Consider the following 17,814-nt stretch of genomic DNA (forward strand, 5'->3'; position numbering starts at 1 on the left):
AATTAAAGCCTGATTAAAAATTAGCATTTAAGCTGATTCCGTAACTACGTGTTGCCGGTGGCATAAATATATCTACACCTGAAAGGCCGTTTCCTGTTGACATGGTCAACTCAGGATCATAAGGGGCCTTCTTATAGAAATAAATAAGATTTCTGCCTGTTAATGAAAGTTTTAATGCGCGTAAAAAACTATTTTTAATATCGAATGTGTAACCTAATGCAACTTCTCTTAAACGCACTGTGGTTGCACTGTACATATATTCGCCTGATACACCTTCTCTACCACCTACAGTTTGGTACCATTTATCGGCAGCAACAGTAGTAACAGGGGTACCCGTAGGGCTAACACCGTTAACGCTAACACCTCCAGCTGCTCGCGCATCGCCACTGGCTTTCGAAACGCCATAAGAATCTAACATCGATTCGGTTACCGACATTACTTTTCCGCCAAATTTCCCATCAACCAAGAAAGATAGGTTAACTTGTTTATAGGTGAAATTGTTATTCCATCCCAACTGCCATTTTGGATTCGGATTTCCTAAAAAGGTAAAATCACCACTCTGAACAATTGGCTTTCCATCAGCATCGATCATAATGCGGCCCTGGCTATCGCGTTGCAGGGTTTTTCCATAGATGTCACCGAATGAACCACCTACACTAGCAACAGATTGGTAGTTAGCACCTGAAGCACCTGATAAAATCGCTTTGTTTACCGTTGGTGACAACTCGATTACCTTGTTCCTGTTCAACGCAAAGTTTACCGATGAGTTCCATTTAAGGTTTTCGCTATTAAGTATATTGTTATAGCTGGCTACAAACTCGATACCCTGGTTTTGGATATTTCCGGCATTTAAGTAAGCCGTACCATAAAACGAGGCCTCAGGTGCTGCTATAAGTAGGGTTTGGTTGTGGGTATTGGTTTTATAATAGGTAAAATCTAAACCTAATTTATTTCCAAAAAATCTCCATTCAGTACCAATTTCAATAGATTTTGTTTTTTCGGGAGCTAAATCTGAATATGGGGAAATTGATCCAAGCGGTGTTAAACCACCAGCTCCGATAGTTGCTAAAGGCTGTCTGCTCTGATAAGCTAAAGGAGCATTACCAACCTCAGCATACGAAGCGCGTATTTTTGCAAAACTAATTGATTTTGGTAATTTGAATAACTGGCTCAGTATAGCATTTGCACCAATAGAAGGGTAAAAATACGATACTCCTTTTTTGGTGAAAGCCAAAGGCGATGCCCAATCGTTTCTGGCGGTTACATCTAAATATAAGGCTTCGTTATATGCAAGGTTGGCACTGGCAAATACCGACTGAAACTGGGTATGGTTTTCTTCAAGATCTCCGGTGGAGGATGGATCGGTAATTAAGTTTTGAAGCGTAAAAACATTCGGGTAGATTAAACCGATATCGCCTGATGAAGCAAAACGATTTCCCTCTGTTTTAGTATCTCTGATACTCGTACCAACAACTCCGGTTATTTTAAATTTTTCACTGATAGATCCGTTAAAATTCGCCAATAAATCTGCATATTTCTGAACATTTACACTATTTGAATAAGAATAGCCGCCATTTGCCTTGGCAAGATACTGTGAAGTTCCGGCATACAATTTCTGATCGTAGACATCATTGATCCTATCGATACTTCCTCTTGCCTGAATATTAAACCAGGAATTTACTTCATATTTTAAATTTCCGTTTAATAAAATCCTGTTTCTATTTAGTGTATTGAGGTTGCGGTTAATAATCCACCAAGGGTTTTGCTGCGTATCTTCGCTAAAGCTTTGAACACCGTTTGCACGACTGGTTGCAATCCAGTTTTGCTCGTTTAATAATGTTAACGGATTTAAAGATTCGTAACCATTTTTGTACGGAGCAATATCTACACCTCTTGGAAATAGATACAAGCCAGAAAGTGGGTTAAAATAAAAACCTGCAAGCGGAGAATTTTCTATTTTCTGCGTTACATAATTCACACTTGCATCAGCCGTAAGTTTGTTATTAAAAAAGTGACCTACTTCTTTAAAATTTAAATTATTACGGGTTAAATTATTGTTTGGCTGGATACCACGTGCAGTAGTATTTGCATAAGAAATGTAAGTTTGCGCCAATTTTGAACCTGCAGACAAACTAATTGAATTGGTGTAGTTTGTTCCGGTCTGGAAAAAACTTTTCAGGTTATCATTGGACCCTGTTGTTGCGGCACCCCAGCTTTTGTACTGATCCGAAACGCCATAAGAATTTTGAAACTCCGGTTTGAAGGCAGCCTCATCAAATGAAGCTCCAGATGAGAAATTAATTTCTGTTTTGCCTTCTTTTCCACTTTTTGTAGTTACAATAATAACCCCATTAGCGCCCTGACTACCGTAAAGTGCGGCAGCAGAAGCCCCCTTCAATATCGAAATGTTCTCGATATCGTCGGGATTGAGGTTAGAAATCGGATCACCACCATCGTAAGAGTTGGTACCTCCGTATGCACTTGTTGGCTGGTTGGTTACTGTATTGTTCATCGGCACACCATCAATTACGTAAAGTGCTTGATTACTTCCTACCAATGATTTTGAACCTCTTAAAATTACTTTCGCCGAACCACCCACACCTGATGAACTGGAAGAAATGGTTAAACCAGCAACTTTACCGTTTAATGAGTTTGCAAGGTTCGTACTTTTAACTTTTGTTAATTCCTCTCCTTTTAATTGTTGGGTAGAATAAGTTACAGATTTCTCTGATCTTTTAATACCTAATGCCGTTACTACAACAGTCTCGAGGTTTTTAGAATCGTTGGTCAAAGTAACATCTAGCGTACTTTGCGTACCAACAGTAACTTCCTTGCTCTGGTAACCGATAAATGAAAATACCAAAACATCACCGGTTTTAGCAGCAATGCTGTATTGCCCCGAAGTATTGGTTTGCGTGCCGCCTTGCACACCTTTTATAGTAATGGTTACGCCCGGCAAGGTCGCACCAGTTTCATCTTTAACTGTTCCCTTAATCACATCCTGGTAAACTGAATGATAGGAAACTGCCCGTTTAAAATGATCTGCTGGAGTTGCTGCGTACAGGCCTGCTGATGCGTAAAGCAATAAGCATGTGAGCTGTAGAGATTTTTTCATATTCATTATGAATAATTTTGAATAAGTATTTGGTTAATTGTTTGCCGCCTTCAGGATTTCCATCCATCTGGTTTTATAGTTAAGAGTATTTTGCTTACAGAAATTGCCTACAAGGAATTGAATTATTTTTAAAATATTTTTTCCTGTCAGCTTATTAGCTGAGATAGACATAGATAGTGGCAATAATTTTAGCCACGGAAGCAACACGGAGTAATGTTTCTTTGTTTAAGTGGCAATATTAAAAATAACCCTTCAAACAGCAATCTGTTTAGTTGCTTTAAGGTGACTTAGGTGGTCAAACAAAAAATGGAGAATAAACCTTGTATGATGGATTGTGCGCTAAATACAGTGTCAGATGGTAACATCCGACACCACTAAAATGGTAACATCCGACACCACTAAATTAGTTAACACCCCAGTTATAATTTGGTTTACTACCCATTACCAGGGTGAGTTTACCGCCTTTTAACAATTCGGAGCTGGGGAAAGAAAAAGTGTTCAGCATTTTACCATTAAGCGTTGCACTTTGAACGTATTTATTTGCCCTTGAGGCATTTTTAGCCTCGATGGTGAATGATTTTCCTCTGCCGTATTGATTGCCGAGATCGATAACCACTTTACTAAATAAAGGACTTCCGATTTCATATTGAGGATTGGTGCTGCAACCGCCATCAGTTTGAAACAGCCCCAAAGCAGTCATCATAAACCAGGCACTCATTTGCCCTTGATCTTCATCACCCAAATAAGCATTAGCGATATCAAAACCATAATATCGATCTATAATAGCCCTGCTCCACTTTTGGGTGAGCCATGGTTTTTGTACAAAATTAAATAGAAATGCAAAATGCATCGATTGCTGGTTGCCCTGCATAATCGGGTAATCCCAATAAGCATCATTTGGGGCATTAAAACGCCATTTGTAACTTTCATTAAAGCCCCATTCCAGCCTGTCGGTAAATTTTTTCTTTCCAATGGTATTAGCAAGTCCGCGTATATCCTGCGGGACAAAAAAAGTGAGCTGCCAGGCGTTTCCTTCTACGTAATGCTCGTTTGCACCCGATTTAAAAGGATCAAAATCAGGAAACCATGTTCCGTCTGATTTTTTCATCCGGGCGAAACCCGAAGCCGTATCAATTACATTTTTCCACCAATTACCACGATCGGCAAATGCTTCGTATTCTTTATTTTTTCCAAGTGATTTTGCAAATTGACTTACGGTCCAATCATCATAACTATATTCCAAACTGTTGCTAAAGCGGCCTTTATCATAAGGAACATATTTATGCTCCAGGTAAGGACGTAAATCCTCATTTCCGGCCCTGCCTTTACCAACAGTTGCTGCGGGCTGGGTTTGCATTTTATAAACAGCAGAAAAAGCTTTCTGAGCGTCATAATCGCGAATCCCCATTTGGTATGCACCCACAATAAGCGGAATCTCGTGCTCGGCAACCATCACAGGAATATACTCCATTCCGGCAGGTCCTTTTGCCAGGTAACCATTGGCATCGTACATGGCCAATTGAGATTTAACCCACTTAGACGACCACTCAGGCGTTACCAGGTTCCAGAACTGGTTTAAATTCCAAAAGGTATTCCAAAACGCATCGCAGCCCAAAGCCACATCGTTTATATTGGTAAACTTTCTCTTTTGTTCTGTCGCGTCAATCCAGGAGCCATCTGCATCGCTCCACGTATTCCGGCTACATAATGCACGGTACATATTATTATAAAACCTTGTTTTTTCGCGGCTATCATCCGAAGAAATGGTTACTCTATTCATTAATTTGTTCCAGGTTGCTACATGTGCAGCACGCACCGCATCGAATTTCCAGCCGAAAGGTTTTTCTATTTCTTCTTTAAGGTTACCAGATGCACCTTCAATACTGACCAGCGAGATGCCGGAACGGGCCTGCACCACATTTTTGATATGGGTATCAAATTCAACATACATACCGGCACCATCAACAGCTGCACCTGATATGTTGGTTCCTATTACAGATTTCCCGTTAATCCATCCACCTGTTTTTTTAATATCCTGATCAAATTCGATCACAAAATTGACCGTATAATCCTGATCTACACCTCCAGACCATGCGTTAGCTGTATGCTGCACGCTATAACCTTGTATCCGGCGTTTGTTCACCTGAGTAATCTGAAAGCTTTTAATTTTATAATCGTACTCAGCCGGAACTTTTAAGTCGATCATTACACGACCATCTTTTGATCGTGGAAAAGTATATCGCTGAAAGCCACATCGGGTGGATGAAGTTAGTTCTGCTTTAATGCCATACTTTTTCAGCATTACCTTATAGTATCCTATAGGTGCTTCTTCGCTATTTTTATCAATAGCTGAGCGGTAACCATCATTCTGGTTTTCCTGCGATCCAATCTGATATTTAATTTCACCATTTACGGGCATCATTCCCAGTCCGGCCATTGTCCATTCGTGGATATGGCTAAAAGTGCCAATGCTCTCAACCGTAGGGTCATATCCTGCCATCCATCCTGGGTTCTGGTTGTCGGGACTTAATTTTACCATACTAAATGGCATCCATGGGCCTGGGGCAATCATCCACCGGGAGTGCGCCGTTCCGATTTTTGTGTCGGCATAACCCGCACTGGTTTTCAGGGGTTGATTTGAAGCCATCACTGTACCTTCGGCAATCGTTTTGCCTGCAGATATTACCTGCCATACCATTTTTTCAGGCCGGCTGGTTACAGGCATAGGCGCTTCCAATACATAACGGCCAGTATCAACTTGGGTGTTTAATACATTTTTTCCGTTAATTTTTATGGTAATTGCAGGGTTATTGGCCAGGTGTTCAATATCAACGAGCAGAGGTTGTATTTTAATTCCATTTTTGGAAAGGGTATAATCTGCTGCTTTTACATTTCTAACATATACATCTTTTGATACCAGGGGCTGGATTTCTGCCTTTCCTTCCAGTCTAACATCATCAAATACCAGCCATGAGCCTTCTAATATGGTGAACTTAATGGTATTGCCACCCCGCTGTAACAAACCGGCCGGAATGTCGATTTTATACGCTTCTGCCGTTAAATTGTCCGTATCTCCATAAATTCCCTTGTCTTTTTCGTTGGCAGGCAGGCGGAATTTAAAATCTTTTCCATTAACAGTGATCTTAAATAATGGCGGTTTTTTCCCATTGTATGCCAATATATCGGTAATCAACTCAAACTTTTCTGCAGGTTTAAAAGGTTTTAAATCAAATAGTACGTTTAACTGGTGCGAACGGATACCCGAAGTAGGACCCGTACCGGCCCAGCCATCTGCCGTACCCGGCAACACATAGGGCCAATCTTGATTCGGTGTTGATTTTCCAACCAGGTAATAGCGGTCTTCCCAGCCAAAATCCTGTGCTAAAAACTGTTGATAATGGCCAGGCGCCAATGCAAAACCGTCTGTTTTATTGTCTTTTTCTCCTATTTTCCAGATGATATGATTTTGAGCGGTACTTAAAGCAGGAAAGATCAGGGAGATGATTGTTGCGGAAAGCAAATGCATTAATAAAACTTTAAAATTCTTCATGTTAATGAATCTGATAGGGCTTAATTAAACTAATTTGTTGTAGCTGATCATAAATATCTTTTTTACGACTAAATTAATTATGTATGTACAAACATATAGCGCTTAAAGTTAAAATCAAAATTAAAAATGGTTAAAGTGTATATAGGGATTAAAACGCTTTTAATCAGTTGAGTAAATGGATTATGATAAAAGTTAAATCATTACAAATATTTATAATGAAATATTTGTAATTTAAATTAATGTGTATATGTTTGTACATATACTAACCAAAAATAGCTTCCACTCATATTAAATCCCAATGATTAGATTTAACCACATCATCCATATGAATAAGAATATTGCATTAGCAGCCCTGATCACATTCGCGTTACCTGGCATTTGCCTGGCGCAAGGAATTGAGAATCCTTCAAAAGAACAAAAACAGATACAGCCGGAAGTGATGAACAAGGTGAAAACCATGGCAGAAGAACTGATTAAAAAAGGTTTTACTGCTGGTGATGGCTATGGCGAAGTTTGGATCAGGGATTTAAATACTTTTATTAAGTTGAGTTGTAAGGTGAACGATAAATCGCTGATTAGAAAACACCTGATTACATTTTTTCAGTTTCAGCAAGCAGATGGAGGTATTTTGGACGGTTATATCCCGGCAAGCAAAGCCACTATATATGGTAAATTTTATAAATCTGAACTGGCACCTGAGTATCTCGGACATAAAAACACAGTGGAAACCGATCAGGAAACCTCGTTAATTCAGGCTGTTGCGAAATACATCCACAGTACGGGTGATAAGAGTATTTTAACGGATAAAGTAGCAGGTTTAACGGTTAAAAAACAGATGGAAAGGGCGCTGGATTTTCTGTTGAAAGAAAGATTTAATGAAAAATATGGCTTACTCTGGGGTGCAACCACTGTAGATTGGGGCGATGTACAGCCAGAGCATAGCTGGGGTGTTGTGATAGATGAAAATACCCACCGGTCGATTGATATTTATGATAACGCCATGTTTTTAATAGCCATAAATGATTTTATCACGATTGGAGATTTAAATGCCAGTGAGGTTAGTAAATGGAAAGCGGTGTATAAAAGTATCCGTCAAAATATCAACAAATATTTATGGGATGATAAAGCGCAAAAATATATCCCGCATATTTATTTAAACGGATCGCCTTTTCCTCCATCATTTGATGAATCGAAAATCTATTATCATGGCGGTACGGCTGTTGCTATTGAAGCGGGCTTGTTAACCAAAAAACAAGTGAAAGAGGCTTATCAGAAAATGCAAAAAAATGTGGCAGATGCGCATGCAGCAACTATCGGCCTTACCATTTATCCTGTATATCCTTTAGGTACCTTCGAAAATAAGGGTATGGGGCCATATTCTTACCAAAATGGCGGCGATTGGACCTGGTTTGGAGGCAGGATGGTTACCCAGCTTGTCCGCTATAGCTTATTAACAGAAGCTAAAGAGGCGTTGGCACCGATGCTCGCCAGGGTAGTTAAAAATAATGGTTTTTACGAATGGTATACACCTGATAATAAACCAATGGGTTCTTCAAGTTTTAGAGGCGAAGCCGGTGTATTATGGACAGCCATAACAGAGCTGGAGAAGAAAAAATAGGGTAGAGGGTAAATTTAACCTATAAAAGAGAGCTGTATCATAAATATAGATTTGTCATGTTGAGCTTCCCGAAGGATCCTATCGTGTGGACACAAATATTAGATTAGTTTTATTTGCTCCCATGCCGCAAGGCATCAAAAGTACGCAAAAATGCTTTGTCAATCCAGCAATGGGCCTTTTACACAATCCCCATACACATCAAAAAAACAGAGGCAATTGTTTTGTTTGTTAGGGCTGGGTGAAAAGTTTTTGCAAACATGAAACACAAAACCACTGCGTTTTAGGTTTGATAGTGCCATTTGTATTGCTGTACGCCTGTTTTTTTGATTTTCCTGGCCCTGGGGATTGACGGGCGTGCTTCGGTAAGGGCTGTGTTATTTCAAAGCAAGCTAGCATAGTGCCGTATAGAGTGCCTAAAAGATGTGTCCACACGATAGGAAGGATCGGTACAAGTTGTTGAAGCACCTGTTAAATACTCTTTAAAGGTGTTTCGACAAGCTCAACATGACAGCATTTGAGCTTAAATCGCCGTTATCATCCAATCTTTTTTATTAATAGAATTTGTCAATTCTGAACACAGTGAAGACCCTCAAACCTATAAAGAACAAAGCCTGCCTGTTTCAGGTGAACGTAAGACAGGTCATTAAATTAGTGGCCAATATATCCAATAGATTCTTCGCTGCGCTCAGAATGACAGAATAAAATAGAAAAATAGTCTCTCGACCAAAGCAACGCGGAGTGGAGTGATCTTTTACCTAGTTTACGAGATTTCTTCCCGAACATCTGGCATAACACTACTCCGATTATTTTAATAATCAATACTCGTCTTTTGGCGTTTTTCCCAATTGGATCAATAATTTACCGCCATTCTGAATGTCTTTTAATTTCATAAATGGGGTTTTCAACAGTTTTCCATTAAGAGAGAATGACTCCACATAGCTGCTCTCACCCTTATGATTGGTTGTTTCAATTTCAAAATCCTTTCCGCTAAAATATTTTTTATTTCCTTTAATTCGGATGGTGTTAAAGACAGGAGCCGACAAACCGATTTCTGGTGTAGCATCGGTAAAACCTTTCACATCAAAAATACCCATAGAAGCCATTACATACCAGGCACCCAACTGTCCCTGATCTTCATCCTGGCCATAACCATAACCATGGATGCCTTCAGTACCATAAAAATCGTCTAAAATTTTTCTCACCCATTTTTGGGTCAGCGATGGTTTTTCGGCATAATTAAACAACCATGAAATATGTAAATTGGGTTGATTGCCATGATTATAAAGGCTTTCTAATCCAGAAAAGGCATCGATTGTAGTACCGCCACCAAATTTGTTTTTTTCGGAGACCATGAAAATACTGTCGAGTCTGGTGTTGAAATTATCCTTGCCTATAGCTGCAATCAATCCCATAGGGTTTTGTGGTACATAAAAAGTGTATTGCCATGCATTTCCTTCCTGAAAACCTCTCCATGCTGCTTTAGGGTTAAAATCGGAGATGAATTTTCCCAGTTCGTTTTTAGGTCTGATGAATTTAGATGTAGGATCGAAAATGGTTTTCCAGGCGTTTGACAGTGTGCTTAACTGTTTGTAATCTGCTGTTTTATTGAGTTGTTTTGCCCATTGGCCAACTGCATAACAGCTAAAGGCATATTCTAGCGTATGTGAAGCCGAAAATTTCCAGTTTTCATCTGCTCCAGTGCCTGAGTCTAAATGATTCACATAGCCATATTTTAAAAACCTTTCTAAATCTGGTTTACCAGCACCAAATGGCCGGTTTTTAAATCCAAGTTCATTTTTAAGTGCGGCTTCGTAGGCTGTTTTTATGTCAAAATCCCTTATTCCTGCGGCATAGGCAGATGCCATAGCCAGACTTACAAAATTGGTTCCTACGCCGGATACGTAACGGCTGTTCGCAATACCATCAGAAAGCCAGCCAGAATCTTTATATACCAATAGCTGGCTTTTTACCCAGTCTGAATAATACTCAGGATAAGCGATGGCCCAAAGCTGGGTTAAATTCCAGAAAGCGCCCCAAATTGCATCGGTATTGTAATGGTTATGCAGTGGGATATGGTTTTTATCAAGTGGAATTTGTCCGATTCCACCATCATTTTTTGGATAAGCACCATTAACATCGCTGGCCAAACCGCGGCCTGATAATGCATGGTACAATCCGGTATAAAATTTAGTTAAATCCTTTTTATTTGCCGAAGTAACCCTGATTCTTCCGAGATAATTTGCCCAGGTATTAAGCGCCTGTTCTTTTGCCTGATCAAATGAAAGGAGGGCGGCTTCCTGTTTTAAGTTTAACCTGGCATTTTCAATCGAAGTATAAGAAAGGCCTGCTTTTAAGGTAATACTTTCTTTTTCATTTGTAGAAAAAGTAAGGTACAAACCTGCACCTTTACCACTTGTACTTTTTGCTCCGTTTGAAATGTTTTCTCCATTAAAAGTACCAAAAGCAATAGGTTTTTCACTTGCAATAGCCGAAAAATACATTTTTACATCGGCTCCCGGCTGATATTTTTGAACATATACCGGCCGTGTAATTACGTAACCTTCAATTTTGCCATCAGGGGTGAGGTAAACTTTTGATTCGCTTACTTCGCCACTCTCGCCTTGCTGGTGCCCGATATCAAAAATAACGTTTGCCTGTTTTGATTTTGGAAAGGTGTAGCGGTGAAAAGCCACCCTTTTGGTTGAGGTTAATTCGGCTTTAATGTTATAATCTTTTAGCAGCACAGCATAGTAACCTGGCATGGCGATTTCATCTTTGTGATCAAAAGTAGAGCGGTAACCAGTTTCGGGGTGTTCTAAACTTCCTGCCAATGTTTGGAGCTTGCCTATGGATGGAGCAAAAACGATTCCCCCGATCTGAAATTCGTGAAAATTGGCAAAACCTTCGATGGAGGTATGTCTTTGATCATAACCTACAGCTTCCCATCCACTTTTATTGCCGTATGATCCATTGGTTGATGGAGCAGGTTTGGCCATTCCGAAAGGTACAGCCCCCGGTGTAAAATAAAACCAGCGGCTGTGTGCTGTGCCAATACGAGGATCTGCATAAGCCAGCAAATCGCGGTCGGATTGTGCTTTAACAGGGTTGTAAAATAAGCTAACCAGCAGTAAAATAGCAACCTTAATGTTGATGTTCGATGTCAGATCCATATAATCATGTTAATGAAAAAATACTGGCTTATCAGCCTCATCTTTCCAGTCGTTTTCTATTTGTTCGAGCGATTTTCCTTTGGTTTCGGGCAGGATTTTGTAAACAGCAATAAATGCGACGATACAGAAAAAAGAGAAGAACCAAAAAGTACCCGCACTGCCAATTTTATTGAGCAAAATCGGGGTAATTTGTCCTACAATGGTATCCGCCACCCACATCACCATAATGCTAATGGCTAAAGCCCTGCCACGTATGGCGCCGGGAAATATCTCTGAGGCCACCACGAATTTTAACGGCCCGATTGAACAGGCAAAACAGGCCAGAAATGCCAAAACGCAGATCAATAGCCAGATACTTGAGGTGGCACCAAAATAGAAACAGATACCGGTAAGGATTAATGAAATTGCCGCTCCTGCAGTGCCGTAGAGGTAAAGCGGTCTCCTGCCCCAGCTATCTACTTTCCAGATGGCAAACAGGGTAAAAACCATATTCGCCAAACCAAAAATGATTTGACTGATGAGCGAATTACTTAACGATATACCTGCATTACCGAGTATCCTTGGGCCATAATATATAATGGCATTAATCCCGCTGAATTGGGAGAACAGGGGGAGTAAAATGCCGATTAACAAAGCTTTACGCATGGATGGTGCAAATAATTCTTTGTAAGAACTTTTAGTATTGTTATTTTCAGTTGTAAGCTGATCTTTATTAATCTCGGCTAATGATTGTCCCGTTATACTGCTGATAATTGAACTGCCTTCATCTGTTCTTCCTTTTTGTATCAACCAACGCGGACTTTCCGGAATGAGCAATAACCCGAATAAAAACAAAACCGCTGGCAGTACACCCATGCCCAACATACCCCGCCAAACTTCCTGATTAAATATACTGCTTAAAGCCGAAGTGTTAACATGTTGTGCTGAAATCCCATTTAGTAAGGCCGCATTACTCAAATAAGCGACTAAAATACCGAAGGTAAGTGCAAATTGATAATAGGTAACCAACCTACCCCTGATGTTCGCTGGTGCGATTTCAGAAATATAAAGGGGTACCACGTTTGAAGCGATGCCTATGCCAATTCCCCCTAAAACCCGGAAAGCAATCACTCCAGAGAGATCAGGGAATAATGCACAACCCAAAGCCGATGCAACAAAAAGAACAGCAGTTAAAATCAATGGTTTTTTTCGTCCAAACCTGTCGCTCAGTTCTCCTGAGAAGGCTACGCCAATGATGCAACCCACCAGGGCAGAAGATACGAACCAGCCTTCCTGTGATGCACTTAATGCAAACTGCTTTTGCACCAGGGGTAAAACGCCGGAGATAACGGCCATATCAAAGCCGAATAAAAAGCCACCCAAAGATGCTACGAGCGTTATTAAAAGCACACTGGTTTTTTTTTGCTTACTCATAAATTTATAATTTGGTTAAATTATTATTCTGTTTTAGCCACGGATGCACAGATAAACACAGATTTTGCATCTGTGCATATTTTTATTAGATTTTGGCTAAAGTTATCCAATCGGCAGAAAGTCCAAAACCACATATCTGTGTTCATCATTTTCATCTGTGCTTAATCACTATACTCCAAAAATCACTTCATCTTTTACAAATGCCTTAATTACTTTAGCCCTTGTTTTACCAGTATTAATTAAAGTATAACTTTCGGCTGCTGCAGGGATTACAAAAGTTTCAGCATAATGAAAATCAGTTTCCTGCCCATTTGTACCTTTTACCTTAATGGCTGTGCCCTCAACAAGCATTAATATATGACAAACATTATTTGTTTTTACCGTAATTTCAGTATCGAATTCCAGGCGGTGCACATCGTAAAAATGTTCCACGTGTGTAGGAAGGTGGATCAATTCCCAATCTTCCCCTTTTTCGATTACCTTTGGTTTTGAAATTAATTCTTGTGTAACGGCATTTCCTTTCCTGTCGAAATTTAAATTTTTAAAAGCATGTTCAATATTAATGGGACGTGGCTGGCCATCTAATCCCAAACGGAGCCAATCGTACATTTTAAAGGTAAAGATGTAGGGTGTTGCACTGATCTCCAGCACTAAATTATTGGCTCCGGCACTGTGTACAGTGCTATTTGGAATTAAAAAAAGATCGTGTTTCTTCGCTTCGTGCGCCTGCACATATTTTTCAATGTCGATTTCCTGATTAAAGTGCTGACTGGTAATTAAAGCTTTGTTAAATTCAACCGGGTTGATGTCTTCCTGAAAGCCGAGGTAAACTTTAGCCTCATCCTTACAGGTTAAAATGTAATAGGTTTCATCCTGGGTGATGTTTTCTCCAAATTCTTCCCTGATGTAGTTTAGTGAAGGATGACATTGAACAGAAAGATTTCCGCCATCCATGGTATCCAGAAAATCAAACCTGATCGGGAATTCGGTTCCGAAAACGGGCTCATGTTTTCCTAATACAGATTTAGCCTCGCTGAACATCAGAAAATCAAAAGCAACCTCCAATAAGTTACCATCACTTTCGAATACAATGCCGTTTTCTGGTACAATCAGTTCAAAAGACCAGGCATAATTAATTTCATTTTGATTAAGTCCCTCTATGTTTTCCTGTAACCAGTGGCCGCCCCATGCTCCGGCCTCAAACCATGGCCTCACGCGGAATAAAGATTGACTGATGTGTTTTAATCCATTTTTCAGGTCGTTTGCGGCAATCCAGTTTAAAGCCTGTTGATGCTGTACATCAGCCACAATGCTAATCCGGTTTAGAATTTGAGCTTTATGTGCATTGAGGACTACCCAATCTACAAAATAAAATCTTTTATACATATCTGATGCACTCGTTACGCCATCAGCTCCAAGGTTGGTTACCGAGTGGGCACGCATGCGGTATTGGATTTCATTTTTAGGAATTTCGAGGTAAATAACGGGGGCATTCCAGTTCATCAATGCAGCGCCCATGCCGATGATAATATTGACTTCCGATTGAACATCGGGCTGCATGGAGCGGTATCCGCTGCTAAAAAAATCTTCGAGTTTAAGTGTGGTTTTTTTGCCCCAAACGCTTTTGGCTTCACCAAGAAAGGGATTGACCAGTTGTGAAATTTCCGGGGTAGATTTCAAATTATCTGATGAGCGAATCCAGTTAACTTTGACGTTCTTTTTTGTAAACTCTTGTTGTAAAAGAAATTCTATTTCCTCCCAAAAAACGCCGATATAACCATCTATTATAACCGTTTTCTTTTCAATAATCCACGATGCCAATGATGGGTAGCCGTTAACTATTTTGTTATTGCCCAATGGGTGTACAGGGTACAGGTTATAACCTTCGGCCGGTTGATTAAAATGTTTAATGTTTTCGGGCAAAATCCTTTCTCCGCTTTGTCTCCATTTATTAATGACTGGTGTTTCCCGAACGTTATTTTTTACTTCCATAAATTGGGCAATATCATTGATTTATAACAAATGTATATATGTATGTACATATATCCTAATGTTTTAAAATAATTCTTGTTTTGTATTAAAATAAAGGCTTTAATTTAAACTGGAACCAATATTGCAGGAAGAGTAATTTGAAAAATGGTTTTGACTTAAAGTCCATATACCTACATAATATTTCTGTTTGTAAGTGCTTTTTTTATCTTTGTTCGGATGCATTTCGCATTTATGGTTGCCTAAAGAGATGCATGATAAAAAAAATGAAATTTTCAATCGATCATAAAAGCCCTGTGCCTTTACACATTCAGGCAGAAGAATTATTGCGCAACCTGATTAAGGATCCTGAATATGCGACCAAATTTTTGCCGAATGAAGTAGATATGGCCAAACAGCTGGCTATTTCGAGAACAACGCTGAGGCAGGCACTAAATAAACTGGTTTATGAAGGTTTGCTGATCCGTAAAAAAGGTATAGGAACAAAAGTTGCAGAGATTTCGGTGAGTTCTAAAGCAACCAACTGGTTAAGTTTTTCGCAAGAAATGCAGGCTAGAGGTATTCCGATCAAAAATTTTGAACTTCATATCAGCTGGGTTTTTCCTGATGAGAAATTAGCCCATTTTTTTGATATCGGTACGGATAAAAAAGTGTTGAAACTGGAACGGTTAAGGGGGAAAGCCGAAGGGCCTTTTGTTTACTTTATTTCTTATTTTCACCCCAGGATCGGACTTACGGGTGATGAGGATTTTAAACGTCCGTTGTACGAAATCCTGGAAAAAGATCATTCCGTTATTGCCAATTTATCGAAAGAAGAAATAAGCGCGAAAGCTGCGGATAAATTTATTGCCTCGAAACTCGATGTTGAAGTGGGAAGCCCGTTACTTTTTAGAAAACGTTATGTTTTTGATCAGGGCGACAGGGCCATTGAATATAATTTAGGCTATTACCTGGCTGATAGTTTTGTATATACGGTAGAAAGCAGGCGTGATGCGTTAGGTTGATTCGTTATCATCTATCTTAGCCATTTTACCAGGAACGTGTGCCATAATGTTGGCTGTGAGGAGTCATCATTGCTGAGAAGGCTTTTTCAGCCGACGGCCTGTCCAGACTTTCGCGGAAACGATCTTAATGCGGGAGCTATAAACCCGTGTTTGTAAGATTGCTTCGTCGTTGTTCCTCACAATGACGATTTTTTTATTGAATTTATCAATGTTAGAGGTTAACATTTTTCAAATACATCGGAGTGTTGATGACAGTGCGTAGAACCGTTATTGCCAGCTCGACTGGCAATCGTAATGCCTTGGTAAGGGTTGCAGGTTGCATTAAGATTAGCTTCGCTGAGCACTTCGTGGTTCCCGCCTGGGCCTATCGTGTGGACGTATCTTTTAGGTACTATATAAGGCACTATGCTAGTTTGCTTTGAAATAACACAGCCTTAACCGAAGAACTCCGTCAATCCCAAGTGGCGGAAGGATCAAAAAAACAGTTGCACAATAGGACAACTTGCACTACCAAACCTGAAACGCAGTGGTTTTGTGAAAATATCACTCAAACTTTCATTGAGCAGGAACAAGCAAAACAATTGCCGCTGTTTTTTTGATGAGCGTGGGATGGTGAGAAGCCACATTGCCGGATTGACAAAGCGCTTTGGGTAATTGGCGCCCCAAAGTACCTTGCCGCCGCGGCATAGAGCGGGAAAAGAATCTTTATAATTAATTGTGTCCATACGATAGGCAGGTGCGGGAATGACGGCCGATTTTCTAAATCTGTCATTGATAGAGGCCAGTTTTAGAAAAAAACAAAGGAGTTGGCATGTTAGGTTAAGATAAATCGTCATTGCTAGGAACGAAGCAATCTTACAACGATCGCAGCGAGCTCATTACTCAACAATGACGGCCGATTTTTCTATTCGATTTGTTATTGATAGTATGTAAGGACAAATGTTTTTTCGTTTTAGACTATAAAAGGTTCTTCGGCTACCCGTCCCAACTTCTCCGGAAGCTCAGAATGAAAACAGCCGGAACTCAACTTATATCTTCCCAACACTTTCCTTCGCCTGCACTGCCCAACAACCGGCGGCACCAACCAATGCGGCATCTTCATTCAGTTTAGAAATATGAATCAGGCAATTGATATCCTGCGATTGAAGGTATTTAAGCACACCAGGAATAAAACGGCTGGAGGCATTGGCAATATTACCGCCGATAACAATGGCTTCTGCAGCATTATTTTGTTGAAAATCTTTCAGGAAAAGCGCCAGGTTCTGGCTAAACTCGGTAAATATTTTGCGTACAGTTGGGCTTTCATCATGAAGCAACGCAAGTTCGCGGACATTTAAAATGTTGATCCCTGAAAGTTCGTAATAACGTTTTAAAAACCAGCGGGTAGAAAGGTAATCTTCGGCAATACCATCCAAAAAAGGCGCACACCACAAATTGGCATCTGTAATTTTCCCATCCGTACAAACCGCGCTGCCTAAACCGGTACCTAAAGTAATGCCAATCAGGTTTGTGTAGTTACCGGCTTCGCCGGCAAAAACCTCGCCTGCCAAAAAACACGAAGCATCATTACTCATTAAAATATCATCACTGCTCATCTGCAGTTCGCTGGCCAGCATCTCTTTTACATTGAGGCCATAAAATGCGGCATATTTGTCATTTCCGGCGATGTAGGAGATGCCATTTTCGTAATCGAATGGACCAGGCATTGCAATACCTAAACGGCCAATTTCGATGTTAACCTTTTTGTAAGCAGCTTTAATGGTGTTGCACCAGGTTTTTATGATTTGTTCAGTTGTGCCATGTGAGTTAACACGATCGCGGGTATAAGAGTTTTTGAGGATATTACGCTGCTGCATATCAAGAACTGCCGCTGTAATGTGCGAACCGCCAATATCAATGCCCAGTACATAATTAATTTTATTCATCGTTTCAGCTTCTAAAGATCTATAAATGGC

At 40.1% G+C, this 17,814-nt stretch carries 8 protein-coding genes; 2 read left to right on the plus strand and 6 right to left on the minus strand.

Annotated elements, in window-relative coordinates:
• Positions 1-13 precede the first annotated feature (13 nt).
• Entirely contained in the window at positions 14-3,115 is a 3,102-nt protein-coding gene (locus tag R2R28_RS00065) for a SusC/RagA family TonB-linked outer membrane protein (RefSeq protein ID WP_316823660.1), read from the minus strand.
• Between the two features lie 403 nt (positions 3,116-3,518).
• Positions 3,519-6,665, minus strand: a complete 3,147-nt coding sequence (locus R2R28_RS00070) for a GH92 family glycosyl hydrolase (protein ID WP_316823661.1) — start codon at positions 6,663-6,665, stop codon at positions 3,519-3,521.
• Positions 6,666-6,990: 325 nt separating this feature from the next.
• On the opposite strand from R2R28_RS00070, the gene R2R28_RS00075 reads away from it, so the two are divergent.
• Positions 6,991-8,283 carry a GH36-type glycosyl hydrolase domain-containing protein gene (locus tag R2R28_RS00075; RefSeq protein WP_316823662.1) on the plus strand — a complete coding sequence of 431 codons (1,293 nt, stop codon included), beginning with the start codon at positions 6,991-6,993 and terminating at the stop codon, positions 8,281-8,283.
• An 815-nt stretch (positions 8,284-9,098) separates the two neighbouring features.
• Here R2R28_RS00075 and R2R28_RS00080 read toward each other — a convergent pair.
• From R2R28_RS00080 to R2R28_RS00090, 3 genes are all read right to left on the minus strand, one after another.
• Entirely contained in the window at positions 9,099-11,453 is a 2,355-nt protein-coding gene (locus R2R28_RS00080) for a GH92 family glycosyl hydrolase (protein WP_316823663.1), read from the minus strand.
• A gap of 9 nt (positions 11,454-11,462) precedes the next feature.
• On the minus strand, positions 11,463-12,866 hold the full coding sequence (locus R2R28_RS00085) for a sugar porter family MFS transporter (RefSeq protein ID WP_316823664.1): 1,404 nt from the start codon (positions 12,864-12,866) through the stop codon (positions 11,463-11,465).
• Positions 12,867-13,034: 168 nt separating this feature from the next.
• The gene (locus R2R28_RS00090; protein ID WP_316823665.1) at positions 13,035-14,858 is read right to left on the minus strand and encodes a hypothetical protein; all 1,824 of its coding nucleotides are present in this window, start codon (positions 14,856-14,858) and stop codon (positions 13,035-13,037) included.
• Between the two features lie 263 nt (positions 14,859-15,121).
• Here R2R28_RS00090 and R2R28_RS00095 point away from each other — a divergent pair, with 263 nt between their 5' ends.
• Positions 15,122-15,859, plus strand: a complete 738-nt coding sequence (locus tag R2R28_RS00095) for a GntR family transcriptional regulator (RefSeq protein ID WP_316823666.1) — start codon at positions 15,122-15,124, stop codon at positions 15,857-15,859.
• Between the two features lie 1,028 nt (positions 15,860-16,887).
• Here R2R28_RS00095 and R2R28_RS00100 read toward each other — a convergent pair.
• Complete coding sequence (locus R2R28_RS00100) at positions 16,888-17,784, minus strand: ROK family protein (protein ID WP_316823667.1); 897 nt, start codon at positions 17,782-17,784, stop codon at positions 16,888-16,890.
• Positions 17,785-17,814: the final 30 nt, after the last annotated feature.

Source organism: Pedobacter miscanthi, from assembly GCF_032678605.1.
In the GTDB taxonomy this organism is placed as follows: domain Bacteria; phylum Bacteroidota; class Bacteroidia; order Sphingobacteriales; family Sphingobacteriaceae; genus Pedobacter; species Pedobacter miscanthi_A.